This window comes from Allokutzneria sp. A3M-2-11 16 (genome assembly GCF_024213555.1).
GTDB lineage: Bacteria > Actinomycetota > Actinomycetes > Mycobacteriales > Pseudonocardiaceae > Allokutzneria.
Map to the genome: position 1 here is coordinate 1,196,083 of NZ_JANAVO010000001.1, position 23,956 is coordinate 1,220,038.

General features: G+C 71.7%; 21 protein-coding genes. 14 read left to right on the top strand and 7 right to left on the bottom strand.

All coding sequences use genetic code 11. The features are described 5' to 3' along the window. Positions 1–76: 76 nt before the first annotated feature. Together pcrA and NLX83_RS05925 are read right to left on the bottom strand one after the other, a co-directional pair. On the bottom strand, positions 77–2,470 hold the full coding sequence (gene pcrA / locus NLX83_RS05920; RefSeq protein ID WP_254233846.1) for a DNA helicase PcrA: 2,394 nt from the start codon (positions 2,468–2,470) through the stop codon (positions 77–79). 48 nt (positions 2,471–2,518) lie between these two features. Continuing rightward, entirely contained in the window at positions 2,519–3,331 is an 813-nt protein-coding gene (locus tag NLX83_RS05925; RefSeq protein WP_254233847.1) for an SdrD B-like domain-containing protein, read from the bottom strand. Between the two features lie 302 nt (positions 3,332–3,633). Between NLX83_RS05925 and NLX83_RS05930 the strand changes: the two genes are divergently transcribed. After that, on the top strand, positions 3,634–3,918 hold the full coding sequence (locus NLX83_RS05930) for a chorismate mutase (RefSeq protein ID WP_254233848.1): 285 nt from the start codon (positions 3,634–3,636) through the stop codon (positions 3,916–3,918). Between the two features lie 7 nt (positions 3,919–3,925). Here the strand turns inward: NLX83_RS05930 and NLX83_RS05935 are convergent, their stop codons facing one another. Next, a complete protein-coding gene (locus NLX83_RS05935; RefSeq protein WP_254233849.1) occupies positions 3,926–5,038 on the bottom strand; it encodes a histone deacetylase in 1,113 nt (370 codons plus the stop codon). A 106-nt stretch (positions 5,039–5,144) separates the two neighbouring features. On the opposite strand from NLX83_RS05935, the gene NLX83_RS05940 reads away from it, so the two are divergent. The 6 genes from NLX83_RS05940 to NLX83_RS05965 all read left to right on the top strand — a co-directional run bounded on the left by NLX83_RS05940 (position 5,145) and on the right by NLX83_RS05965 (position 11,285). Beyond that, entirely contained in the window at positions 5,145–5,453 is a 309-nt protein-coding gene (locus NLX83_RS05940) for a hypothetical protein (RefSeq protein WP_256562993.1), read from the top strand. Positions 5,454–5,710: 257 nt separating this feature from the next. Then, positions 5,711–6,445 (top strand): PIG-L deacetylase family protein, encoded by a 735-nt coding sequence (locus NLX83_RS05945; protein ID WP_254233850.1) that lies wholly within the window; start codon positions 5,711–5,713, stop codon positions 6,443–6,445. A 27-nt stretch (positions 6,446–6,472) separates the two neighbouring features. Next, on the top strand, positions 6,473–7,387 hold the full coding sequence (locus tag NLX83_RS05950; RefSeq protein ID WP_254233851.1) for a hypothetical protein: 915 nt from the start codon (positions 6,473–6,475) through the stop codon (positions 7,385–7,387). A 167-nt stretch (positions 7,388–7,554) separates the two neighbouring features. Next, complete coding sequence (locus NLX83_RS05955) at positions 7,555–8,394, top strand: hypothetical protein (protein ID WP_254233852.1); 840 nt, start codon at positions 7,555–7,557, stop codon at positions 8,392–8,394. 138 nt (positions 8,395–8,532) lie between these two features. Then, positions 8,533–9,444, top strand: coding sequence for a hypothetical protein (locus tag NLX83_RS05960; RefSeq protein WP_254233853.1), 912 nt, complete (start codon positions 8,533–8,535; stop codon positions 9,442–9,444). Between the two features lie 143 nt (positions 9,445–9,587). Beyond that, positions 9,588–11,285 (top strand): serine/threonine-protein kinase, encoded by a 1,698-nt coding sequence (locus NLX83_RS05965; RefSeq protein WP_254233854.1) that lies wholly within the window; start codon positions 9,588–9,590, stop codon positions 11,283–11,285. A gap of 4 nt (positions 11,286–11,289) precedes the next feature. On the opposite strand, the gene NLX83_RS05970 is transcribed toward NLX83_RS05965, so the two are convergent. Then, positions 11,290–12,201: a LysR family transcriptional regulator gene (locus NLX83_RS05970; protein ID WP_254233855.1), complete on the bottom strand. Its 912-nt coding sequence runs from the start codon at positions 12,199–12,201 to the stop codon at positions 11,290–11,292. Positions 12,202–12,308: 107 nt separating this feature from the next. Between NLX83_RS05970 and NLX83_RS05975 the strand changes: the two genes are divergently transcribed. Both NLX83_RS05975 and NLX83_RS05980 read left to right on the top strand, forming a co-directional pair. Continuing rightward, complete coding sequence (locus NLX83_RS05975; RefSeq protein WP_254233856.1) at positions 12,309–13,238, top strand: DMT family transporter; 930 nt, start codon at positions 12,309–12,311, stop codon at positions 13,236–13,238. 94 nt (positions 13,239–13,332) lie between these two features. Continuing rightward, the gene (locus NLX83_RS05980; protein WP_254233857.1) at positions 13,333–14,874 is read left to right on the top strand and encodes a serine/threonine-protein kinase; all 1,542 of its coding nucleotides are present in this window, start codon (positions 13,333–13,335) and stop codon (positions 14,872–14,874) included. 112 nt (positions 14,875–14,986) lie between these two features. Here NLX83_RS05980 and NLX83_RS05985 read toward each other — a convergent pair whose 3' ends face one another. Then, positions 14,987–15,691, bottom strand: coding sequence for a response regulator (locus NLX83_RS05985; RefSeq protein WP_254233858.1), 705 nt, complete (start codon positions 15,689–15,691; stop codon positions 14,987–14,989). Next, positions 15,688–17,073, bottom strand: coding sequence for an ATP-binding protein (locus tag NLX83_RS05990; RefSeq protein WP_374118667.1), 1,386 nt, complete (start codon positions 17,071–17,073; stop codon positions 15,688–15,690). Before NLX83_RS05990 ends, NLX83_RS05985 begins: the two co-directional genes overlap by 4 nt. Positions 17,074–17,171: 98 nt before the next feature. Here NLX83_RS05990 and NLX83_RS05995 point away from each other — a divergent pair, with 98 nt between their 5' ends. The 4 genes from NLX83_RS05995 to NLX83_RS06010 all read left to right on the top strand — a co-directional run bounded on the left by NLX83_RS05995 (position 17,172) and on the right by NLX83_RS06010 (position 20,723). Further along, positions 17,172–18,593: a PspC domain-containing protein gene (locus NLX83_RS05995; protein ID WP_254233859.1), complete on the top strand. Its 1,422-nt coding sequence runs from the start codon at positions 17,172–17,174 to the stop codon at positions 18,591–18,593. Beyond that, the gene (locus NLX83_RS06000) at positions 18,590–18,814 is read left to right on the top strand and encodes a hypothetical protein (RefSeq protein WP_254233860.1); all 225 of its coding nucleotides are present in this window, start codon (positions 18,590–18,592) and stop codon (positions 18,812–18,814) included. The genes NLX83_RS05995 and NLX83_RS06000 overlap by 4 nt, the downstream gene beginning before the upstream one ends. Positions 18,815–18,916: 102 nt before the next feature. Beyond that, positions 18,917–19,963, top strand: a complete 1,047-nt coding sequence (locus NLX83_RS06005) for a LacI family DNA-binding transcriptional regulator (RefSeq protein ID WP_254233861.1) — start codon at positions 18,917–18,919, stop codon at positions 19,961–19,963. A 70-nt stretch (positions 19,964–20,033) separates the two neighbouring features. Then, positions 20,034–20,723, top strand: a complete 690-nt coding sequence (locus tag NLX83_RS06010; protein ID WP_254233862.1) for a class I SAM-dependent methyltransferase — start codon at positions 20,034–20,036, stop codon at positions 20,721–20,723. Between the two features lie 34 nt (positions 20,724–20,757). Here NLX83_RS06010 and guaA read toward each other — a convergent pair whose 3' ends face one another. Beyond that, positions 20,758–22,335: a glutamine-hydrolyzing GMP synthase gene (gene guaA, locus NLX83_RS06015; protein WP_254233863.1), complete on the bottom strand. Its 1,578-nt coding sequence runs from the start codon at positions 22,333–22,335 to the stop codon at positions 20,758–20,760. A 159-nt stretch (positions 22,336–22,494) separates the two neighbouring features. On the opposite strand from guaA, the gene NLX83_RS06020 reads away from it, so the two are divergent. Then, complete coding sequence (locus NLX83_RS06020; RefSeq protein WP_254236101.1) at positions 22,495–23,940, top strand: aldehyde dehydrogenase family protein; 1,446 nt, start codon at positions 22,495–22,497, stop codon at positions 23,938–23,940. Positions 23,941–23,956: the final 16 nt, after the last annotated feature.

A 23,956-nucleotide genomic window follows, 5' to 3' on the forward strand; every position in this document is an offset into this window, starting at 1 on the left:
TGGGGGGTCCCCAGGAGCGGGCGAAAGCCACCCTCGCACGCCGCGATGGCGGGCGAGGGTGCGGGCGTCAGAACCTTCAGAGCTTGGTGAGCGGGACCCCGCCGATCAGCATCAGGCGGACGGTGCCGCCCGTGCCGAAGTCGATGGTGGCCGTCGCCCGGGGCCCGGAGCCGTCCGTGGCGGTCACCGTGCCGAGGCCGTACTTGTCGTGCGAGACCCGGTCACCGACGTCCAGCTTCATCGCCGGAGTGTCCTGCCAGCCCTTGAACGGCGTCGAGCGCATGCCGCGCGCGCCGAGCCCGGCCTGGGCGGAGTCGCCGCCGCCGACCTGCGAGCGGTTGCTGCCCCAGCGGGTGTTCGAGGTCGGCGCGGAGGAGCGCACCGGCTCGACGCGCTTCCACTCCACGAGGTCCGCGGGGATCTCGTCGAGGAAACGGGACGCCGGGTTGGCCATCGGCTGCCCCCACGCGGAGCGCACGAGCGCCCTGGAGACGTAGAGCCGCTGCCGGGCCCTGGTGATGCCCACGTACGCCAGCCTGCGTTCCTCGGCCAGCTCGGTCGGATCGCCGAGCGCGCGCTGGTGCGGGAAGAGCCCGTCCTCCCAGCCGGTGCAGAACACCACGGGGAACTCCAGGCCCTTCGCGGTGTGCAGCGTCATCATCGTGACGACGCCGTCGCCCGCGTCCGGGGTCTGGTCGGAGTCGGCGACCAGCGAGACCCGCTCCAGGAACGCCTCCAGAGAGCCCTGCGCGGGCTGCCCGGCGTCGTCGTCGACCGGTTCCTCATCAGGTTCGCGAGCCACTTCGGCCTGGACGAACTCGCGGGCCACGGTGATCAGCTCGGTCAGGTTGTCCACCCGCGAGGCGTCCTGCGGGTCGTCGCTGGCCTCCAGCTCGCCGCGGTAGCCGGTGCGCTCCAGCACGGTGTCCAGCACCTCGGCGACGTCCTTGCCGTCGGTCACCAGCGCGCGCAGCTCGTCGGTCAGTTCGACGAACCCGGCGATGGCCCGCTGCGAGCGCGGGTTGAGCAGGCTGACCTTGCCCTCCGCCGCGTCGCGCAGGGCGGCCGCGAAGGACACCCGCTCCCGCTCGGCGTGGGCGGCCACGCACGCTTCGGCTCGGTCGCCGATGCCGCGCTTGGGCACGTTGAGGATGCGGCGCAGGCTGACCGTGTCGTCCGGGTTGGACAGCAGCCGGAGGTAGGCGAGCGCGTCGCGGACCTCCCTGCGCTCGTAGAAGCGCACCCCGCCGACGACCCGGTACGGCAGGCCGAGGCGGATGAACACCTCCTCGAAGGCACGGGAGTTGTTGTTGGTGCGGTAGAAGAGCGCGATGTCGGAGAAGTTCGCGTCACCGGTGTCCACCAGCCGGTCGATCTCCGACGCGACGAAGGCGGCCTCGTCGTGCTCGTTGTCCCCGACGTAGCCGACGATCTTGTCGCCGTCGCCGAGGTCGGTCCACAGCCGCTTCTCCCTGCGGTTGGAGTTGCGGGAGATCACCGCGTTCGCCGCGGTGAGGATCGTCTGCGTCGACCGGTAGTTCTGCTCCAGGGTGATCGTCCGCGCCTGCGGGTAGTCCCGCTCGAACTCCTCGATGTTGCGGATCGTGGCGCCGCGGAAGGCGTAGATCGACTGGTCGGCGTCGCCGACGACGCACAGCTCGCCGGGCTCGATCCCGTCCTCGCCGCCGGTGCCGGTGAGCGCGCGCACCAGTTCGTACTGCGCGTGGTTGGTGTCCTGGTACTCGTCGACCAGCACGTGGCGGAACCGCCTGCGGTAGTGCTCGGCGACATCGGGCCGGGTCTGCAGCAGCCGCACGGCGCGCATGATCAGGTCGTCGAAGTCGAAGGAGTTCGACTCGGTCAGCCTGCGCTGGTAGGCGGTGTAGACCTCGGCGACCCGGCGCTCCAGGTCGTTGCCCGCGCGGTCGGCCGCCTCGACCGGGTCGATCAGCTCGTTCTTCAGGTTGGAGATGTGCACCGCGAGCGTGCGGGCCGGGTAGCGCTTCGGGTCGAGGTCCAGCTCCCGGGAGACCAGCGTGATCAACCGGCGCGAGTCGTCGGCGTCGTAGACCGAGAAGTTGGAGCTGCGCAGGTCCAGGTTCTTCGCCTCGCGGCGCAGCAGGCGCACGCACATCGAGTGGAACGTGGACACCCACATCACGTTGGCGCGCCCGCCGACGAGCGCGGTGACGCGCTCCTTCATCTCCGCGGCGGCCTTGTTGGTGAAGGTGATGGCCATGATCTGGCCGGGGTGCACACCGCGCGCGCCGAGCAGGTAGGCGATGCGGCTGGTGAGCACGCGGGTCTTGCCCGAGCCCGCGCCCGCGACGACGAGCAGGGGTGAGCCGCTGTGCTCGACGGCGGCGCGCTGCTGGGGATTGAGGCCCTCCAGCAACGCGTCCGGGCCGCGCACCGGGCGGGCGACGGGACCGTGATCATCTGACTGGGAGACCTCGAACAGGGTGTCCATGGTGGCTCCCAGGTTACTCCGACGATCCCGCCGCCTACGCCCGGCGGTTCAGCCGACGCGAACCCGGAGCGTGGCCGTGTTGTTCGCGAAAACGTTCTCGGAGCGGCGGAACCCGGCGACGTGGAAGTCCATCGTGATGTCGCCGCGGTCCGCGGTCGGGGTCAGGTGGACGCGAACGACCGGGCGGGTGGTCCCGGGGTCGTGATCGTTCTCCGAGCGGCAGAACAGGTACTGCCCCGCCGACGGGTCGACCCGGCAGGCCCAGCCGTCACCCTCGGCCGCGGTGATCTGCAGCCCCTCCTTGAAACCGGCCTCGATCCAGTCGCCGCCGTTGGGGACGGTGCCCAGGTTGCTCGCGGTCAGCTCGACGGAGAAGCTCTGCCCCTTGCCCGCCGACACCTCAGCCGGGGCGACGGCGAGCGCGATGTCCTGCTTGCGCTCCAGCAGGCCGAGGTCGAACTTCGGGCAGTCCGGCGCACAGGAGAACGTCGGGGTTTCCCAGCCACGCCAACCGAAATCGGAGTCCCGGGCGTCATCGCCGACGTCGGGCCGGGTGACGGTCCGGCTGTACGGAAGCGCCTTCGGGCGCAGCTTGTGCGGGCCGCCGCTGAGCTTGAGCGCGTAGTGCCCCGCCTTGTTGGTGACGGCGGAGGCGACCTCGGTGTTGTCCGCCCGGTAGGCGGCGATGGTGATGTCCGCGATGCCCGCCTCGCCGGGCTCGCGGACGCCGTCGAAGTCGTTGTCGGCCCACACGACTCCGGTGACCGAGGGCTCGGGCGCCGCCGACGCGGGCAGCGCCAGTGCGGTGGTCGACAGCAGTGCGAGAGCGGCGATCCCCGTGCCGCGAATGGTCTTCCTCAACTTCCCCTCCAGAATTGAGACGAACCAGCCGTACCGGACCAAGGTAGGGCGCGCGCGGGCGCGGCGGGTTGGTTCACGGGACACGACGTGATCCGGCTCGGCCGCGCTCGACTACTGGGACGGCTCGTGCAAGACTGTGGCCGTGCTTCACGCGGGCTTTTACTTTTTCTACGGGTACCGGACTCCGGTTCCCGTGGCCGAGTGAACGCACTCTGACACGGAACACCCCGGAGTCCACTGGACCCGGGGCTTTTTGCTGCCGGGGCCGGAAACCTCCGAGAACCCACCAGGGAGCATGAACGATGAACGCCACCGCGGACAGCGAACCCGCAACCCAGGAATCCGCCCCGGACATCGACGCGTTGCGAGTGGAGATCGACCAGCTCGACGCCGAGATCCTGCGGCTGATCCAGCGGCGCAGCGAGGTCTCGCGCACCATCGGCGCGGCGAGGATGGCCGAGGGCGGCCCCAAGATCGTCTACAGCCGGGAGATGGCCGTGCTGGCCCGGTTCCGCGATCTCGGGCCGGAGGGCCGCGAGCTGGGCATGCTGCTGCTGCGGCTGGGCCGGGGCAGGCTGGGCCGCTGAGCGGGGCTCAGAAGACGCCCGGCCAGTGCGGGGCGAGCGCGGCGCGAACGGCGGCCAGGTCGGCGTCGGTGACCGCCGCGTTGCGTACCGCGTCGTCGGGCACGTAGGCGATCGGATCGGGCAGCAGCGGCCGGGTGATCCCGAGCAGCCCCTCGACCAGCGCGTGCAGGCAGACCGCCGCGTACCCGCGCTGGTAGCCCCCTTCCTGGGTGAGCAGCAGGCGACCGCCGGTGAGCTCGTCGGCCAACCCGGCGACCCGGCGGCCGATCGCGCGGTAGCCCTCGGCGGTGACGTTGTGCCTGCCGTTGGGGTCGAACGCGCTCGCGTCGAAACCCGACGCGCACAGCAGGACGTCCGGGCGGAAGGCTCGCAGCAACGGCGCCGCGACCTCGTCGAGGGCCCGCAGGTACGCGCTGTCCCCCGCGCCGAGGGACAGCTCGATGTTGGCGTTGCGCCCCCGCGCGCCGAGCTCGCCCGGGGCTCCGGTCTGCGGGTGGCTGCCGCCCCACGAGCCGTGCCGCATGTGCACGGAGACGGTCAGCACGTCCGGGTCGTCCAGGAACGCCTCCTGGGTGCCGTTGCCGTGGTGCACGTCCCAGTCGAGGACCGCCACCCGCGCGGCACCCCGCCGCCTGGCCGATGCCGCGGCGAGAGCGATGTTGTTGACCATGCAGTAGCCGTCCGCGGCGGCGGGCTGGGCGTGGTGCCCCGGCGGCCGGACCATCGCGTAGGCCTTGGTCGCCCGGCCGTCCAGCACCGCCTCCACCGCGGCGAGCGTGGTGCCCGCCGCGGCGAGTATCGCGGGCCACGAGCCCGGTCCCACAACGGTGTTCTCCTCAAGCGCGACGCGCTCGGGCCCGGCGCAGGCCGCCCGCAGCGCGTCGAGGTACCCGCGCTCGTGGACTGTCGCCAGCTCGTCCTCCGTCGCCGCCCGGCCCTCGTGCCAGCGCAGTTCCGGGGCGATCGGCCCGCGCCGCAGCACGTTCAGCATCGTGCGCAGGCGGTCGGCGTTCTCCGGGTGCTGTTCGGCCACGTCGAGCCACGGCCAGTCGCCGGGCAGCTCCCACAGGCCGTGCCCGGCGTCGTGGGTGAAGCAGTCCTCGTGCCAGAACACGTCCACCGGCGCAGGTTACGGGCGCCCCGCACCCCGGGCACAGTTCAATATCAGGGGCTTCTCAGGGTCGCCGTGGCACCCGCGCGCGGGCAGGAAGGAGCACACTGGAGGCATGGTGTTGCACCTCATCGCAGTGATCGTCGCCATCCTCGCCGTGGTCGCCGCGGTCGTGCACGGCGGATACCTGGCCATGTTGAACTCCGCGGCCAAGCGCAGGCCGGGCGCCGCCCACATCACCCAGTGGGTCAACGGGCGCTGGGGCGTCGCGGGCGCGACCGGCGGCGTCGCGCTGCTGGCGCTGTTCTTCACCGGCGGCGGGGCGTTCCTCGACGTGATCGCCATCCTGATCGGCGCGGGCAGCGGCGTCGCCGCCACCAAGTCGCTGCAGGAAACCCAGCAGCGGTTCCGCAGCGACACCTGACCACCCCGGGTTCGCGGGTCTTCAAGTACCACCGACCCCCGCTCCACCCGTCTCAAACCGCCCCCAACCCCCGGCTCCGCGGTGGGTTGGGGGCGGTTGGCGATGGTCGTGGGTGGGGTTCGCGGGTCTTGAAGACCACAAACCCCGGCGGGACCAGCGCAAATGGACCATGTTCGGCCGCCAGGGCGAGCATCACGCCGAGTGACGGGCCGTCCCCGTAGCGCAACCACGAACGGCGCAGTCTTACCCTGTGCAAGATGACGAGCGCACGCGATAGCCAGGGTTCCCGGGTCGACCGGGCGCTCGTCATCAGCGCACACCCGGACGACGTCGACTTCGGGGCCGCGGGCACCGTGGCCGCGTGGACCTCCGCCGGGATCGAGGTCGCGTACTGCGTGTGCACCTCCGGTGAGGCGACCGGCGACCCGGCCACCCCGCGCGAAGAGGTCGCCAGGCTCCGCGAGCGCGAGCAGCGGGCGGCCGCCGAGGTGGTCGGCGTCAGCGAACTGCACTTCCTCGGTTACCCGGACGGCAGGCTGACTCCCTCGCTGGAGCTGCGCCGCGACCTCACCCGGGTGATCCGCGCGTTCCGGCCGGACCGGGTGCTCACCTGGTCGCCGGAGTTCAACTGGGACCACATCGTCACCTCGCACCCGGACCACCGGGCGGCGGGCGAGGCCGCCTTCGCCGCGGTCTACCCGGACGCGCGCAACCAGCACGCGCATCCCGAACTGCTCGCCGAGGGACTGCTGCCGTGGACCGTTCGTGAGCTCTGGCTCGCCGACGGCCCGCTCGACCGGCGCGACCACGCCGTCGACATCACCGACACGATGGCGGCGAAAATGGCCGCCCTGCGTTCCCACAAGTCCCAGACCGGCGATGCCGATGGACTTGAGGAAGGCATGCGGAACTTCCTGGCGGAGGCGGCACGGCGGCACGGTCTGGCACCGGGCAGGCTGGCCGAGACGTTCCAGGTCGTCCACACCGGCTGACCCAAGCGCGCGAAAGGGGATTTCGCGATGGACAGCGGGCAGGGGCCTGCGGAGCGGTACCGACCCCACCGGGGGCGGCACCGCCAGGACGCCAATGCGCTGGCCTGGACACCGTCCCCGGACACCGGCTTCGCCTCCGACGCGCCGGGCGCCCCCGCCGCCGATCCCCTCGACGACACCAACACCGGCGGCCTGCGCAAGCTCGACCTCGGTCTGGTCCCGGCCTCGGTCACGCCACCGGCCACCTGGAAGCGCGCCGCCTGGTTCGCCGGGCTGTCCTCGGCGATCGTGCTCGTCGTGCTGGTGACCGCCGCGGTCACCCTGGTCGGCCCGAAGAACATCTTCGACCGGATCAACGCGCTGCCCGCCTACCCCAGCGAGCTGATGCTGGTCACCACCACGACCCCGGCCCCGACCAGGTCCGAGCAGGGTGCCCGTTCCGCGGCGCGCCCGTCCGGCGCGCAGGGCGGCGCGGGGCAGGACGGCACCGGCGGTGGACCGCGGCGCACGACCGGCGCGCCGACGGGCACCAGCTCGCCGAGCGGCACGACGCCGACGACCACGTCCAGCATGACCACGCCGCCGGTCACCACCGTCCCCTCGCTCGGCCCGGAGCTGATCCCTGTGCGCCAGCTGACCGAGAGCACCGTGCAGTTCTTCTCGGCGGTCACCAACGACATCGAGAAGGCCTTCACCCACCTCACCGGCCCGGAGCTGAAGAAGGAGGGCCTGCCCTCCTTCGAGAAGCGGTTCGGCTCGATGGCCGACCGCGTGGAGTTCAAGGGGATGCGGGTGGACCCGGTGCGCGGCGTGACCACGTCGGTGATCGAGATCAGGGACTCCGACGGCCGGATCGTGGTCGAGGAACGCGAGCTCCGGTTCGTCCCGAACGCCGCCCCGCTGGTCGATGCCGAACGGCTGGTGTCCACGGCCCAACGGTGAACCAGATTCGCAAAAACTCGCTACTCCGGGTAGTCCTTCACCCGTTCGACTGGTCCGAATCGACCGTTCAGCGCTCCGAACAGGTGAAGTCGCATCAGAGTGTCGCGCTCGGAGCCGATGTCACGATACGAGTTCTGCCGACCACAGAACGTACGGAGGCAGCCACCGTGGAGCGCTCGACCACAGGTCGCCGGCACCAGCGCGCCGGTGCGGTCACCGTCGCCGAACTGATCAGGAAGCAACCGATCCCGCCGAGGTACCCGAGCACCGACTCCACCGGCGGATACCACTTCCGGTCCGAGGTGTTCGAACGCGTCGCGTCGGGCGCGACCTCACCCCAGCCGGTCTACAGCTTCGACCCCGACCCGGACCCCGAGCCGGAGGAGGGCGAGCACCCGCTGCTCAAACCGCTGCGCACGGTCGGCCTGGTGTTCGGGGCGCTGCTGCTGGCGGGTTCCGTGGTCGCGGCATCGGTGATCACCGCCGACTACGGCCCGCGCGGCCCGCGCGTCCAGTACCAGGCGCCCCAGCTCAACGGCGTCCTGGCGCTGCGGCCCGACCTCCTGCTCGACCGCCTCACCCACTCCACGAAGGTCAACGCGGCCCTCGGCGCCCCCGGCGCCAGGAACCCCTCGACGAGCAACAAGAACGTGACCCCGGTGGCCAAGCAGAAGAGCACCTGGCAGCCGAACGCGGTCACGCCCACCTCGGCCGTCGAGGTCGTGCAGGAGTTCTTCCAGCGCCTCCAGCACCGCCCGGACCTCGCCCTGCAGATGGTGGACACCCGGCTGATCGGCCCGGACCGCGCCGCCTTCCTCAAGGCGTGGGAAACCGTGAAGTCGGTGCAGGTCAAGAACGTCGAGCAGAACCGCAACGGCGTGCTCGGCACCACCACGCTGGAGCTGGTCAACGGCACCAAGCTGCGGATGGAACAGCTGCTGACCCTCAGCGTCGCGGAGCCGCGACAGATCGTGGCCGCCGAACTGCTCTCCGTGCAGCAGAGCTGAGCGCGCTGCGACGTTAGGCGATCGAGGTTGCTCCGAACGGTCGCTGCCGGTTTTCTCATACCTCCGAACTGGTGACATACGCCGCCGAGGTCCGGTATTCCAGTCACGGAACGTGTCGTGACTGGAGGGTGATCTGCCGTGGCTGGCAACGCTGGCAAGGCTGGCAAGTCTTCGGACGGAGACAAACGCGGGCGGGGCGCCGAGCGCACGCAGGTGCTCGTCTCCGACCTGCTGCACCGGGAGGGCCGAGGGGCCCAGCGTCCCGCGAACAAGCGCACCGTCATGCGCGCCATCGGCGTCGCGGCGGGAGTGGTCGGGGTGTGCGGCGCGATCGTCGCCGGAACCGTGCTCCTCACCGGCCAGGACGGCGACGGGCAGGCGCGGAACACCTCCCGCGCGCAGAACTACTTCACCGGCGGACGCGCGGTCCAGCCGAACCTGATCGGCGAGGCGGCCGCCGCCAACCCCGACGGCCTCGGCGGCGGTGAAGGTGAGGAGGGTGGCCAGGTCCCCACCGAGCCCACCGAGCCCACGGCGACCGGCAAGCCCGCCCCGCACCCCGGCGGGGGCGGCGGCACCGACCCGGGACAACCCACCCAGGCACCGCAGCCCCAGCCGCAGCCGACCACCGGGAACCAGCCGACCAACCGGCCGACCGCGACGCCGACGACCGAACCCGGCAGGCCGGACCCCACCACCCAGCCGTCCAAGCCGACGCAGAAGCCCGGCAACGGCGGGCTGCTCGACCCCGTGCTGGACCTGTTGACCGGTTTCTTCCGGACGGCGCCGGAGGCACCCGCCGAGGCCTACGAGATGCTCGCCCCGGAGATGCGCTCCAGTGGCGTCGATGAGTTCCGCGAGTCCTGGAAAGGTGTGCGTTCCGCCACTGTCAGCACGGCCAAGGCCGCGGGCGCCAACACCGCGCGGGTCGTCGTCGACTACGTCTGGGCTGATGGACGCAGGGTGCGCACGGAACAACGCATCGTGGTCACGGAAGGGTCAGCGCCGCGTATCGCGGACGCAACAGTGCTCTCCGCACGCAACCGCTGATCGTGCAGGGGCGTCCCCTTTCGGACTTGCGAACACAAACGGCACCCCGGGCGCAGAACCACCTGGACGGGTGATGGCTCTAACCTGGGTGCCGTGACCGACACGGGGAGCCGCACGGTGACCAAGCAGAGCGAGGCGGCAGCGTGAGCGACGAAGGTCGTCTGGTTGCTGGGCGCTACCGGCTGGAACGACGGATCGGCGCGGGCGCGATGGGCGTCGTCTGGCAGGCCCGAGACGAACGGCTGCATCGCGTTGTCGCGGTGAAGCAGCTGTTGTTGCAGTCCGGCATGGAGGCGGGCGAGGCCGAGGAGGCCAAGCAGCGGGCGATGCGGGAGGGCCGGATCGCGGCCCGGCTGCAGCACCCGAACGCGATCGGTGTGTTCGACGTCGCCGAGGACAACGGCCTGCCGTGCCTGGTGATGGAGTACCTGCCGTCGCGGAGCCTGGCCAACGTCGTCTACGACGAGGGGAAGCTGCCGCCGCGGGAGGTGGCGCGGATCGGCTCGCACGTGGCGATCGCGCTGGCCGCGGCGCACGCGGCCGGGATCGTGCACCGCGACATCAAGCCGGGCAACATCCTGCTCGGCGACGACGGGTCGGTGAAGATCACCGACTTCGGGATCTCCCGGGCCACCGGGGACGTCACGGTCACCAAGACCGGGATGCTGGCCGGTACTCCGGCCTACCTCGCCCCCGAGGTGGCCAAGGGCTACGAGCCCGGTCCGGCCTCGGACGTCTTCTCGCTGGGCTCCACGCTGTACGCGGCGGTGGAGGGTGAGCCGCCGTTCGGGCTGAACGAGAACACCCTGGCCCTGCTGCACCTGGTCGCGGCGGGCATCGTGCGGCCGCCGCAGCTGGCGGGACCGTTGACCTCGGTGCTGATGCACCTGCTGCGGCCCCAGCCGACCGACCGGCCGACGATGACCCAGGCCTCCGAGGCGCTGCGGGCGATCGCCGAAGGCCGCGCCGCCCCGATGGTGACCCCACCGCAGGGCTGGGGCGCGGTCCCGCCGACCACCCAGATCCCCGGCGGCCCGTCCGCGCCGACGCAGGCGGTGCACCCCGGGCTGCGCAGCGGGCCGAACCTGAACCCCCGCACCCCGGTGCCGGGCAACCCCGGCAGCAACCCGAACAACCCGGCGATGACCCGGCTGGACGCGCGGCCGCTCAGCGACGCGCCCGCCACCAGGGTCGGTCCCGGTGCGACCAGCATCGGCGGCGCGAACGGTGCCGCGGGCCGCACCGGCGGCAGCCCGCCGGGCGGCGGGCGGGACCGGGACCGCAGGGAGGAGCCGGAGGAGCGGCGCTCCAACACCCGGCCCATCCTGATCGCCGTCGCCGCGGTGGTCGCGGCCGCGCTGCTCGGCATCCTGCTGAGCAACTGGTTCGGCGGGCCCGACAGGGCCAACAGCGGCACACAGGCCACCAGCGACGTGCCGAGCGCGTCCTCCGCGCCGCCGAAGAAGTCCTCGTCGGCCAAGTCCACGACGACGACCACGGAGACGACGACCACCACGGCTCCGACCACGACCACCTCGGCCGCGACGGAGAAGGACTACGTCAACGCGGTCAAGAACTACTACAAGCTGCTCCCCGGCAACACCGAGGTCGCGTTCTCGAAGTTCTGCGACTCCTACCGGCGGGGGCAGAACTACACCAGCTACAAGAAGTACTGGGACAGCGTGAGTCGCGTGAAGGTCAGCGACGCCGAGATGACGAGCGACAAGGTCGTGTCCTTCGAGATCGAAACGACCTACAAGAGCACCGAGACCCCGATCAACGAGAACAAGCAGCTGAAGATGGGCTACGAGAACGGCCAGGCCTGCCTCGCCAGCACGTGATCGTTCACCGTGCGGCGGCCGCGGAGGCCGCCGCACGGAGGGCGCGCAGCAGGCCCAGCGTCGCCGGGTTCTCCGCGTCCGCCTCGGTCGTCGCGGCGTAGATGCGCCGCACCGGTTCCGGGTTGCGCAGCTTGCGGACCAGGACGTTCGGGTTCACCGCGCCCAGTCCCATCGCCGGTACCAGCGTCACGCCCAGCCCGGCGGCGACGAAGCCCTGCGCGCTGACGTACTCCCCCGCCTGCACGGCGAAGTCCGGCTGGAACCCGGCGGAGCGGCAGGACTCCAGCACCACCTCCCGGCACTGGCCGGGTAGCGGCTCGTTGTCCACCCACGGCTGGTCGGCGAGCTGCGCGAGGTCGACGACGCGCTGCCGGGCCAGCGCGTGCCCCTTCGGCAGCACGGCGCGGTACGGGTCGTCGAGGAGGTGCTCGAAGCGGATGCCCGGCGCGCTCGGCTCCTCGTCGCCGAGCTGGACGGTGATGGCGACGTCGGCGCGGTCGGCCCTGACCTCCTGCAGCGGGTCCTCCGGGTCGGTCACCGTGAGGTCCAGCGCGGTCGCGGGGAACTCGCGGCGGAACTCGGCGACGGCGGGCGGCACCAGCACGGCGCCCGCGGTGGTGAAGTAGGTGACGCGCATCCGGCCGGTGCGCCCGGCGCGGAGGTCGGCCAGCGCGGTCTCCGCCTCGGCGATCTTGTTGGTGATCACCGCGGCGTGCTCGGCGAGCAGGCGGCCCGCCGCGGTGGGGCGCACGCCCCGGCCCGCCTTCTGCAGCAGCGCCAGCCCGGCCTCCCGTTCCAGCGCGGTGATCTGCTGGCTGATCGCCGAGGGCGTGTACCCGAGGTTGGCCGCGGCGGAGCTGACCGAGCCGGTGCTCACCACGGCCAGGAGGACACGCATGCGGCGGACGTCCAACATGCTGGAATCATACAGTTCTGCTTAAAGGTCTCGCAGAAGTATTCACTTGTCCTGATGCTTGCACGGGCGCACGCTTGATCCCGGACATCGTGGAAAGTGAGGTCAGCGTGACGTCTTCCGGCAGCCTGATCAGGATCGGCGTACTCGGCCTGCTCTGGGGCTCCAGCTTCCTGTGGATCGAGCTGGCGTTGCACGCGCTCTCGCCGGTGCAGATCGTCTTCGTCCGCGTCGGACTCGGCGCGCTGGTCCTGGTGGCGATCTGCAGGGCGATGAAGCTGTCGTTACCCAGGGGCGGCCGGACCTGGGCGCACCTCGGTGTGGCGGCGGTCTTCGCGAACGTGCTGCCGTTCATCCTCTTCGGCGTCGGCCAGCAGACCGTCGACTCCAGCATGGCGGGCGTGCTCAACGCCACGACGCCGCTGTGGACGCTGCTGATCTCCGTGACCATCGGCCAGGAGAAGTCGTTCGGCCCGCTGCGCGTGCTGGGCCTGGTGCTCGGCTTCGCCGGGGTGATGCTGATCTTCGCCCCCTGGCAGGACGGGGCGGGTTCGGCGCTGCCCGGCAGCATCGCGATCCTCGTCGCCGCGCTGAGCTACGGCATCGGCGCCGTGTACGTCGGCCGCAACCTCAGCGGCAAGGGCATGTCGCCCACCTCGACCGCGGCCGGTCAGATGATCATGGCCGCGGCGCTGACGGGCGTCGTCATCCCGGTCGGCGGACTGCAGCCGGTGCACTGGGAGGTGACCAGCGGCCTGATCGCCGCGGTGATCCTGGGCGTCTTCGGCACCGGGCTGTCGTTCATGCTCTTCGTCCGGCTGATCGCCGACGAGGGCGCGACCGCGACCTCGACGGTCACCTACCTGATGCCGGTGGTCTCGGTGGCGCTCGGCGCGATCGTGCTCGGCGAACAGCTCAGCCCGCGGGTCGTGCTCGGGATGCTGGTGGTGCTCGGCGGCGTGATGCTCACCCGGCCCAGGCGGGCCAAAGCCCCGGTTGTCGTTCCGCCAGCCGAAACGGCGAAGGCTACCAGCGAGTAGGCACTCGTGCACAGTGGGTGATTGCTCACAGGTAGGTCGCGGATTGGTCTGATGGTTCGCTTTACTTCCTGTTAAGGCTCTAGCCTCCCTCCCCGTGGATGGCGCGGATCACACGCTCGCCGGCCGGTACCGCCTGGAGGACCGCATCGGCAGCGGCGCGATGGGCATCGTCTGGCGCGCGACCGACGAGCTGCTCAGTCGAACAGTCGCGGTGAAGCAGCTGCTGCTGCCGCCGGGCATGGACGCGGAGGAGGCCGAGGAGGCCACCCTGCGCGCGATGCGGGAGGGGCGGATCGCGGCCCGGCTGCACCACCCGAACGCGATCACCGTCTTCGACGTGGTGCAGTCGCACGGCGTGCCGTGGCTGGTGATGGAGTACCTGCCGTCGCAGAGCCTGGCCGCGCTGGTGCACGAGCGCGGGCCGCTGGAGCCGCGCGAGGTCGCCAAGATCGGCTACCAGGTGGCCGCGGCGCTGGCAGCCGCGCACGAGGCCGGGATCGTGCACCGGGACATCAAGCCGGGCAACGTGCTGATCGGCCCGGGCGGCGCGGTCAAGATCACCGACTTCGGCATCTCCCGGGCCACCGGGGACGCCACCCTGACCAAGACCGGCATGCTCTCCGGCACCCCCGCCTACCTGGCGCCGGAGGTGGCCGACGGCGCGGAGCCGGGCATGCCGTCGGACGTCTTCTCGCTCGGCTCCACCCTGTACGCGGCGGTGGAGGGCGTGCCGCCGTTCGGGCTCAACGAGAACACCTTCGCGCTGCTGCGCGCCGTCGCCGCGTGCGAGGTCCGCAAGCCGGAGCGCGCTGGCGAGCTCGACGACCTGCTCGCCTGCCTGCTCACCCGTGACCCCAACGCCCGGCCGACCGCCGCCGAGGCGCTGCCGATGCTGGAGGCCATCGCGGGCGGCTCCCGGCCCAAGATCGTCGCGGTGCCGAACTGGACCTCGCCGCAGGCGGTCGAGGAGAAGACGCTGCGCCGCCGCCGGGCCGGCGTGATCATGGTCGCGGCCGCCTTCGCCGCGGTGGTCGGCGCACTGGTCACCGCGCTGCTGGTGATCAACCAGCGGCAGGAGGCGACCGCGGGACCGCCCGACCAGACCAGGACCATCACCTACGGCCCGAGCTCGGGAGCGGGGGTCAGCGGCTCATCGGGCGCGACGGGCACGCCGACCGCGCCCGCCAAGATGACGACCCTGCCCGGCGGGATCGTGGTCCCCGTGCCCACCGACGAGGACGAGCCACCGGCGCCCGGACCGCCGCAGCCCAACCAGAGCACGCAGCCGTCCCAGCCCACCACGACCCCGGAGACACCGAGGAACCGGCTGATCAAGGACGCCGTGCGGCAGTTCTACGAGCTGCTGCCCGCCAACACCGTCGCCGCCCACCAGCGCTTCGCCCCGGCGACCCGGCCGACGCTGGCCGCCTTCCAGGCGCAGTGGGCCGATGTGGAGTCCGTGCGGATCCAGCGCGGCATGCGCGTCACCGGCGACGCCGTGCACCTCACCTTGAAGATCAAGAAGAAGGGCGCGACCGCGGTGTCGACCGCCTACGTGGTCTCCGTGGTGGTCACCGGCACCCAGGTCCAGATCGGCACCATCAAACAGGGCGGCAGCGGCGGCGAAGGCCCCTGACCGGCCGCACCACGAATGCCGCGTTTGTTCCGTTGAGCGTGCTGAACGAGTCATTCGGTGCGTTCAGCCGCCCCAATGACTCATCCAGCACGAAAGCCCGGCGGGGACGGGGTCAGACGAGGCGGCGGTCGGAGGCCCAGCGGGAGAGCTCGTAGCGGTTGGACAGCTGGGTCTTGCGCAGGACGCTGGAGACGTGGGTCTCGACCGTCTTGATCGAGATGAACAGCTCCGAGGCGATCTCCTTGTACGCGTAGCCGCGGGCCAGCAGCCGCAGCACGTCGCGCTCGCGCGGGGTCAGCAGGTCCAGCTCGGGGTCGCGGATCGGCGCGGCGCCGGGGCGGTCGGCGAAGGCGTCCAGCACGAAACCGGCCAGGCGCGGCGAGAACACCGCGTCGCCCTCGGCCACCCGGCACACGGCGTCGGCCAGCTCGCGGCCGGAGATCGTCTTGGTGACGTAGCCGCGCGCGCCGTTGCGGATGACGGCGATGACGTCCTCGGCGGCGTCGGAGACCGACAGCGCCAGGAAGACCACCTCCGGCCGCGCGGGCCGGGCCCTGCGCAGCACCTCGGCGCCGCCGCCGTCCGGCATGTGCACGTCCAGCAGCACCACGTCCGGCTTGAAGTGGGCGATGCCCGCGACGGCCTCGTCGACCGAGCCGGCCTCGCCGACCACCTCGACCTGGTCCTTGGCCGCGTCCAGCTCGGCCTTCACCCCGGTGCGGAACAGCGCGTGGTCGTCGACGAGGAACACCCGGACGGGACTGGTCCGCTTCGCCGGGGTCGCGGTCTCCTCGGGCTGTTGCTCGTTCTCAGTCACGCGCGTGCCTCCTTGCTAGGGCTCCTCGGCATGGTCAGCTGGAGCTCGGTGCCCTCACCGAGGGCGGTCCGCAACCGGACCGAGCCCCCGTGCCGCTCCATCCTGCCGTGGATCGAGTCGGCCAGCCCGTGCCGGTCCCCGGGAACGGTAGCCGGGTCGAAGCCCTTGCCGCGGTCCCGGACGAAGACGTGCACCCGATCGCCCTCGACCTCGGCGTAGACGCTGACCTCGCCGACCCCGGCGTGCTTGGCCGCGTTGATCATGGCCTCGCGGGCCGCCTGCACCAGCGCGCCGATCTTCTCGTCCACCGGGCAGTCGCCGACGACGACCTGCTGGACGGTGATCGCGAAGGTGTCCTCGACCTCGCCGCAGGCCGCGGGCACGGCCTCGGCCAGGGTGCCGCCGGGCACCGCGGCGAAGCCGGGGCCCTCGCCCCCGTCCTCACCGACGCCCTCCTTGCGGGTCTTCGCGCCGTAGCCGGACGGGCCGTACAACCAGCCGCGCAGCTGCCGCTCCTGGCCGCGGGCGAGCCTGCGCACCTCACGGGCGGTGTCGGCCTGCTTCTGGATCAGCGCCAGGGTCTGCAGCACGGAGTCGTGCAGGTGCGCGGCGATCTCCGCCCGCTCCTCGGTGCGGATGCGGACGCGGCGCTCCTCGTTGAGGTCCCGGACCAGTCGCACCCACCACGGCACGGTCAGCACCGCGACGCCGATCAGCGTGGTGACGACCGCCAGCAGCACGAACTGGAGCTGGCCGATGCCGCGGGTGTTGGTCAGGAAGGTCGCGAGGCCGGCGATCAGCAGGGTGACGCCCGCGAGCACCCTGGCCGTGGCCGACCAGCCGCCGGTGCCGAGCACCGCGCCGGTGATGCCGGAGCGGGCGCCGTCGCGCCAGCGCCTGCGCTGGGCGTCGTCGGCCTCCCGCCAGACCATGCCCGCGCCGGCGATGGACACCGCGATCGCACCCATCAGCATGGGGCTGATCTGGCTGTTGAACGACACCACGGCGATGGCGAGGCCGGCGCCGATGGTGATCACGCCGATGGCCTGCTGCCGCTGCTTGGGCGAGTCCTCGTTGCCCGCGCGCTTCTGCTGGGGCACGAACACCCACAGCAGCGCGTAGGCCAGCACGCCCGCGCCGAGCAGGCCGGAGAGCACGACGAACCCGATGCGCACCCACAGCACGTCCATGCCGATGTGGTCGGCGACCCCACCGGCCACCCCGGCGACGACCTTGCCGCGCCGTCGGCGGAACAGCTTCGGGGGTTCGCCAGGCCGCTGCGGCAGCGGGAACCCCGGCAGAACTGGCACCGTGGCGGTCTCGCCCTTATGGACCTGCGCATTCACACTGGCATGGTCACACGTGCGCGGGCGCGCGGTCATCAGGGGACAACCCCGAAGCACCCGTCCGGAACCCCGAGATGTGATTTCAGGGGTGCTCCCGGATGTCGGGCGCCGCGCGTGGCGGCACTCTTGTCAGCGTGAACGGGACAGGCGGGAACATGAGCGTCGAGGAGACGCTGCGGGACTTCTGGAAGACGCGCCCGCGGCGTCCTAGGAGAGGCCGCAAGATCGCGGGTGTCGCGACGGCCATCGGCAACAGGTACGGCATCGATCCGGTCCTGGTCAGGGTCGCGTTCGTGGTGTTCGCCATCTACGGCGGCCTCGGCATCCTGCTCTACCTGCTGGCCGTCCTGTTCTTCCCGCAGGAGGGCGACACCGGCTCCCCGGCGGGCGCGCTGCTCGGCCGGGGTTCGAGCTCGACCTCCGCGCTGGCCACCGTGCTGGTCGCGCTGATGGTGCTGCCGCTGAGCGGACTGCTGCTCGCGCTGCACGTCTGGTCGGCGATGATGATCGCCGCCCTCGGCGCAGGGCTCTACGTGCTGCACAAGAACCGCGGCACCCACCGGCAGCCGACACCGACCGGTCCCGTCGTGGTGAGCACCCCGATGACCAGCGACAACGGCTTCCAGGGCACCGAGTTCCGCACCGAGACCCTGCGCAAGCCCGGTCAGCAGGAGACCGAGACGATGACGACCGACCAGCAGTCCACCGGGCAGGAGAAGCCGGTGACCGCGGAGCACGCGCAGGAGAGCCCGCCCGCGTGGGACCCGCTCGGGGCCGCGCCGTTCGCATGGGACCTGCCCGAGCCCGCCGCGGCACCGGTCGACGACGAGATCGAACCGCAGCCGCAACCGCGCTCCAAGATCACCGCGGTCACGGTGGCCGTGAGCATCATCGTCGCGGGCGTGATGGGCCTCGGGGTGATGGACGGCTGGGCCGCCGACCACGTCGCCGCGGGCGCGGTGACCGCGGTGCTGGCCGCGGGCCTGCTCGTCGGCGCGTTCCGCAGGGGCGGCAAGGGCCTGGTGCTGCTGGCCGTCCCGGCCATCGCGGCGACGGTCACGCTGGCCAACGACGCGAGCTGGCGCGACTACCAGCGCGACTACCCGGAGAACTTCGGGTACGACGGCTACACGGACACCAGGAGCAACTACTACGGCACCCAGACCTGGACGCCGCGCAGCTGGGAGGAGCTGCGCCGGGGCAGCGAGATCGGGACGTCCGCAGGGACCTCCGGGAACCCCTCGTTCTTCCTCCAGCGGGGGACCGCGCGGCTGGACCTCAGCCAGCTGCCCCCGCTGGCGTCCGGTGAGTCGACGCAGATCAACGCCCGGGTCGACTACGGCAGCCTGTACGTGACGCTGCCGAAGAACGGCATCGACGTCGAGGTGAGCTGCGCGGCCGAGGACAGCGGCACGGTGAACTGCCTCGACCAGACCGGACGGGGCCCCAAGGTGCGCCGTACCGCGCGCAGCGCGGGAGATGACAACACGACGGGCGGTGGCCAGATCACCCTGTACGCCTCGGTCGCCGACGGAAAGGTGGAGGTCACCCGATGACGGACGAACAGCAGGCGCGGGGTGGCGAGAAGCCCTCGCGCAAGGGCTTCAGCGTGGTGGTGTTCCTGGTCGGCCTGGTCGCGGTGTGGGCGGCGGTCTACGGCTTCACCAAGGGCGAGGTCGTCGAGATCATCGCGCCGAACTGGCTGCTCGCCGGGGCCGCGGTGCTGGTGGGCTCGTTGATGCTGATCAACACGCTGCGGCCGCAGCGCAAACGCTGACCGCTGGAAACAACCCGGGCACAAAGAGTGCGTGGTGCCGTCGGATGGGTGTACAACCCACCGGCGGCACTTTCGCATAGGCTGCCCGAATTCGACCGCCCGATGGGGGTGACGGAGCTGACCAGCACAACGCGTGGGAGCAGTCGACCGACGCTGGAGGACGTGGCCAACGCCGCGGGGGTCTCCAGGGCGACCGTCTCCAGGGTGATCAACTCCTCCCCCAAGGTGAGCCCCGAGGTGCGCGAGACCGTGCACGCCGCGGTGCGCAAGCTCGGCTACATCCCGAACCGGGCGGCGCGCACCCTGGTCACCCGCCGCACCGACGCCATCGCGCTGGTGCTCTCCGAGCCGGACAACAAGTTCTTCGCCGACCCGTACTTCGCCACCGTCGTCCGAGGCGCGGCCACCGAGCTGTCCAGTTTGGACGTCCAGTTGGTGCTGATGCTGGCCGACCAGGGCGAGGACAGCGGCCGCATCCTGCGCTTCCTCTCCGGCGGGCACGTCGACGGCGCGCTGGTGCTGGCCCCGCACCGGGACGACCCGCTGCCCGCGCAGATCGCGGAGCTACCGCTGCCGTCGGTCTTCGGCGGCAAGCCGTGGCTGCCGGAGTCCGAGGTGCACGCGGTGGACAACGACAACGTCGCGGGCGGCCGCGTGGCCACGGAGCACCTGCTCGGCCTGGGCAGGCGCACCGTGGTCAGCGTGCTCGGCCCGGCCGACGAGCAGTCCGCCCGGGACCGGCTCCAGGGCTGGCAGGAGGCGACCGGGGCGGACGCCGCGCGCACCGAGGCGTGGACGGCCCAGGGCGACTTCACCCAGGAGGGCGGTGAGCGCGCGATGCGGGAGCTGCTGGAGCGCGTGCCCGACCTGGACGCGGTCTTCGTGGCGAGCGACCTGATGGCAGTGGGCGCGCTGCACGCGCTGCGGGCCGCGGGCAAGCGGGTGCCGGAGGACGTCGCTGTGGTCGGCTTCGACGACCAGCCCACGATCGCGCCCTACACCGATCCGCCGCTGACGTCGGTCAAGCAGGACTCGGCGGAGCAGATGCGCACGATGGTCCAGCGGCTGTTCCAGCTCCTCGGCGGAGCGGACCTGGCGCCCGGCCGCGAGGTGCTCCCTGTGGAGCTCGTCCGCCGCGGTTCCGCATAGATCAAATACTGCCTGACCTGGCCTTATGCCCCCTCTGGGACTAAAATGGACCTTGAGTCCAAGGGGGCGAATGAACCGCGACATCCGCACTGTCGACGATGTGCTCAAGCTGCTGGACGACCTCACCGCGCCGGAGGCCGACTCCGCGTGGTGGGACCGCTTCTACGAGGACCGGTCAAGGCCGGTGCCGTTCTTCGCGGCGAAGCCCGACGAGAACCTCGTCTCCTACCTCGACCGCGGCCTGATCAAGCCCGGCCGCGCGCTCGACCTGGGGTGCGGCCCCGGCCGCAACGCCGTTCACCTCGCCGAGGCGGGCTTCAGCGTGACCGCCGTGGACCTGTCCCCCTCGGCCGTCGCCTGGGGTGAGGAGCGGGCTCGCGAGGCGGGTGTCGAGGTCCGCTTCCACTGCGGCGACGCGCTTGCCCTCAGCGGCGAGTACGACCTGATCTACGACTCGGGCTGCTTCCACCACCTGGCGCCGCACCGCCGGATCAGCTACCTCAGCCTCCTCGACCGCGCGCTCGCGCCCGGCGGGCATTTCGGCCTCGCGTGCTTCGCGGTCGGCGGCGGCTCGGAGATCTCCGATGGCGAGTTCTACCGCGATCCCCGCGGACGGGGCGGCCTCGCCTACACACCGGAGTCCCTGCGCTGGATCTTCTCCCACCTGACCGAGGTGGAGCTGCGGCGCATGCGCGACGAGCCGCCGGAGTCCCCCCGTTTCGGGAAGTCCTTCCTCTGGGCGGCCCTGTTCCGCGCCTAGCGGGCGGACCCGGAGGCCCGCCCGCGGCTCGCGCTCACTCCCACTCGATGGTGCCCGGCGGCTTGCTGGTCACGTCGAGCACGACTCGGTTGACGTCGGCGACCTCGTTGGTGATGCGGGTGGAGATCCGCTCAAGGACGTCGTAGGGCAGCCGGGTCCAGTCCGCCGTCATCGCGTCCTCGCTGGAGACCGGGCGCAGCACCACGGGGTGGCCGTAGGTGCGGCCGTCGCCCTGGACACCGACCGAGCGCACCTCGGCCAGCAGCACCACCGGGCACTGCCAGATGTCGCGGTCCAGGTTCGCCGCGGTCAGCTCCTCGCGGGCGATGGAGTCCGCCGAGCGCAGGATCTCCAGGTTCCGCGCGGTGACCTCGCCGATGATGCGGATGCCGAGGCCGGGCCCGGGGAAGGGCTGGCGGTGCACGATCGTCTCGGGCAGGCCCAGTTCGAGCCCGACCCGGCGCACCTCGTCCTTGAACAGCGCGCGCAGCGGCTCGACCAGGTCGAACTTGAGGTCGTCCGGCAGGCCGCCGACGTTGTGGTGGCTCTTGATGTTGGCGGCGCCGGTGCCGCCGCCGGACTCCACCACGTCCGGGTAGAGGGTGCCCTGCACCAGGTAGTCGAAGTGCTCGCCGGACTCCCCCGCCTCGGCCTGCAGGTCGCGGGCGGCCTGCTCGAAGACGCGGATGAACTCGCGACCGATGATCTTGCGCTTCTCCTCGGGGTCGGTCACCCCGGCCAGCGCGCCCAGGAAGCGGTCGGCGGCGTCCACGGTCACCAGGCGCACGCCGGTGGCGGCGACGAAGTCCCGCTCCACCTGGGTGCGCTCCCCGGCCCTCAACAGGCCGTGGTCGACGAAGACGCAGGTCAGCCGGTCACCGATGGCGCGGTGCACCAGGGCCGCGGCCACGGCGGAGTCCACGCCGCCGGAGAGCCCGCAGATCGCCCTGCCGGTCTCGCCGACCTGGGCCCGCACCGCGGCCACCGAGTCGTCCACAATGGACGAAGTAGTCCACTGTGGACGGATACCCGCCACGTCGTGCAGGAAACGCCGCAGCACCTCCTGGCCGTGCGGGGAGTGCAGGACCTCCGGGTGGTACTGCACACCGGCGAAGCGGCGCGCGCGGTCCTCGAAAGCGGCGACCGGGGCACCCGCGCTGGACGCCGTGACGTCGAAGCCCTCGGGCGCCTTGGTGACGCAGTCGCCGTGGCTCATCCACACCGGGTGCCCCGCGGGCAGGTCCTGGTGCAGCGTGCCGCCGTCACCGACGACGGAGAGGTCGGTGCGGCCGTACTCGCGGGTGCCGGTGTGCTCGACGCCGCCGTCCAGCGCGCGGGCCATGGCCTGGAAGCCGTAGCAGATGCCGAACACGGGCACGCCCTGCTCGAACAGGGCCGGGTCGATCTGCGGGGCGCCATCGGCGTAGACGCTGGAGGGACCACCGGAGAGCACGATCGCGGCGGGCTCGCGGGCGGCCATCTCGCCGACGGGCATCGTGTGCGGCACGACCTCGGAGTAGACCTGTGCCTCGCGCACCCGCCGCGCGATCAGCTGGGCGTACTGCGCCCCGAAGTCGACGACGAGCACGGGACGCTGGTTGCTGCTGGGCACGTCGGGGATACCTCCTGGTCACGGACGCACGACGGGGCCTCCATCGTCTCAGCCCGCCCCCCGACCGGCCTAATCGGGCAGCGGCCGGTGTGACCGGAAGATCACCTGTTGGGGGTGCCGGGCGGGGCATACCGTGTGCCCATGAGTGCCGACGACGCCATGACCGCCGTGACCCCAGTCCCGCGCCAGTTCTGGATCGCCGGGCGATCCGCCATGGGCACGGGCGTGACGGTGGTCCGGCACCCCTACGACGGCTCCGAGGTCGCGTCGGTCTCGGTACCGAGCGCGGAGCAGGTCGAGCGGGCCGTCTCCGCCGCCGTCGACGTCGCGGCCGCCTTCCGCGGCACCCCCGCGCACGAGCGGGCGGGCGCGCTGGAGCACGTGGCGAAGCGCCTCGTCGAGCGCACCGAGGAGATCGCCGAGGTGATCACCGCGGAGAACGGCAAACCGTTGCGGTGGGCGCGGTTGGAGGTCGCCCGCGCGGCCAACACGTTCCGCTTCGCGGCCGAGGAGGCCAGGCGCTTCACCGGTGAGCTGATGCGGCTGGACACCGATCCGGCGGCGGAGGGCCGGATGGCGATGGTGCGGCGCGTCCCGCGCGGGCCCGTGCTCGGCATCGCGCCGTTCAACTTCCCGCTGAACCTGGTGGCGCACAAGGTCGCCCCCGCGCTCGCCGTCGGCGCCCCGGTGATCGTCAAGCCCGCGCCGCGCACCCCGTTGACCGCACTGCTGCTCGGCGAGCTGCTGGCCGAGACCAGGCTGCCCGAGGGCGCGTTCTCGGTGCTGCCGATCGGCAACGAGGCCACGATGGAGCTGGTGCGCGACCCGCGGCTGCCCGTGGTGTCGTTCACCGGCTCCGGCCCGGTCGGCTGGTCGATCATGGACGCCGCACCGCGCAAGCACGTGGTGCTGGAGCTCGGTGGGAACGGCGCGGCCGTGGTCTGCGGGGACTGGACCGACCTGGACTTCGCGGCGCGGCGGATCGCGCTGTTCTCCAACTACCAGGCGGGCCAGTCCTGCATCGCGGTGCAGCGGGTGATCGTGGACCGCTCGATCGCCGACGACTTCACCGCCCGGCTGGTCGACGCGGTGCGCGAGCTGCGGACCGGCAACCCGCACGACCCCGAGGTGGAGGTCGGCCCGCTGGTCGACGAGGCCGCCGCGGAGCGCGTCGAGGAGTGGATCAACGAGGCGACCTCGGCGGGCGCGAAGGTGCTCATCGGCGGTGAGCGCGAGGGCGCCACGGTGGCCCCCACCGTGCTCGTCGACGTGCCATCGGAGGCCAAGGTCTGGGCGGAGGAGATCTTCGGCCCGGTGCTCGCCGTGTCCGTGGTCGACGGCGTCGACGAGGCGTTCAAGCAGGTCAACGCATCCGCGTACGGCTTGCAGGCCGGAGTGTTCACCCGGGACGTGCAGGTGGCCTTCCGCGCCGCCGCGGAGCTGGAGGTGGGCGGCGTGATCATCGGCGATGTGCCGTCCTACCGCGCGGACCAGATGCCCTACGGCGGTGTGAAGTCCTCCGGTTTCGGCCGCGAGGGCGTGTCCTCGACGATGGAGGACTTCACCGAGGAGAAGGTCATGGTGCTCACCGGCATCCGGCTGTAGCGAACGAGCGGATGGG

What these genes read in the sequence shown, in the direction of transcription:
- pcrA (WP_254233846.1), bottom strand. Translation starts at nt 2,470, where the DNA reads ATGGACACCCTGTTCGAGGTCTCCCAGTCAGATGATCACGGTCCCGTC.
- NLX83_RS05930 (WP_254233848.1), top strand. Translation starts at nt 3,634, where the DNA reads ATGAACGCCACCGCGGACAGCGAACCCGCAACCCAGGAATCCGCCCCG.
- NLX83_RS05940 (WP_256562993.1), top strand. Translation starts at nt 5,145, where the DNA reads ATGGTGTTGCACCTCATCGCAGTGATCGTCGCCATCCTCGCCGTGGTC.
- NLX83_RS05945 (WP_254233850.1), top strand. Translation starts at nt 5,711, where the DNA reads ATGACGAGCGCACGCGATAGCCAGGGTTCCCGGGTCGACCGGGCGCTC.
- NLX83_RS05950 (WP_254233851.1), top strand. Translation starts at nt 6,473, where the DNA reads ATGGACAGCGGGCAGGGGCCTGCGGAGCGGTACCGACCCCACCGGGGG.
- NLX83_RS05970 (WP_254233855.1), bottom strand. Translation starts at nt 12,201, where the DNA reads ATGTTGGACGTCCGCCGCATGCGTGTCCTCCTGGCCGTGGTGAGCACC.
- NLX83_RS05990 (WP_374118667.1), bottom strand. Translation starts at nt 17,073, where the DNA reads ATGACCGCGCGCCCGCGCACGTGTGACCATGCCAGTGTGAATGCGCAG.
- NLX83_RS06000 (WP_254233860.1), top strand. Translation starts at nt 18,590, where the DNA reads ATGACGGACGAACAGCAGGCGCGGGGTGGCGAGAAGCCCTCGCGCAAG.
- NLX83_RS06005 (WP_254233861.1), top strand. Translation starts at nt 18,917, where the DNA reads ATGGGGGTGACGGAGCTGACCAGCACAACGCGTGGGAGCAGTCGACCG.
- NLX83_RS06010 (WP_254233862.1), top strand. Translation starts at nt 20,034, where the DNA reads ATGAACCGCGACATCCGCACTGTCGACGATGTGCTCAAGCTGCTGGAC.
- NLX83_RS06020 (WP_254236101.1), top strand. Translation starts at nt 22,495, where the DNA reads ATGACCGCCGTGACCCCAGTCCCGCGCCAGTTCTGGATCGCCGGGCGA.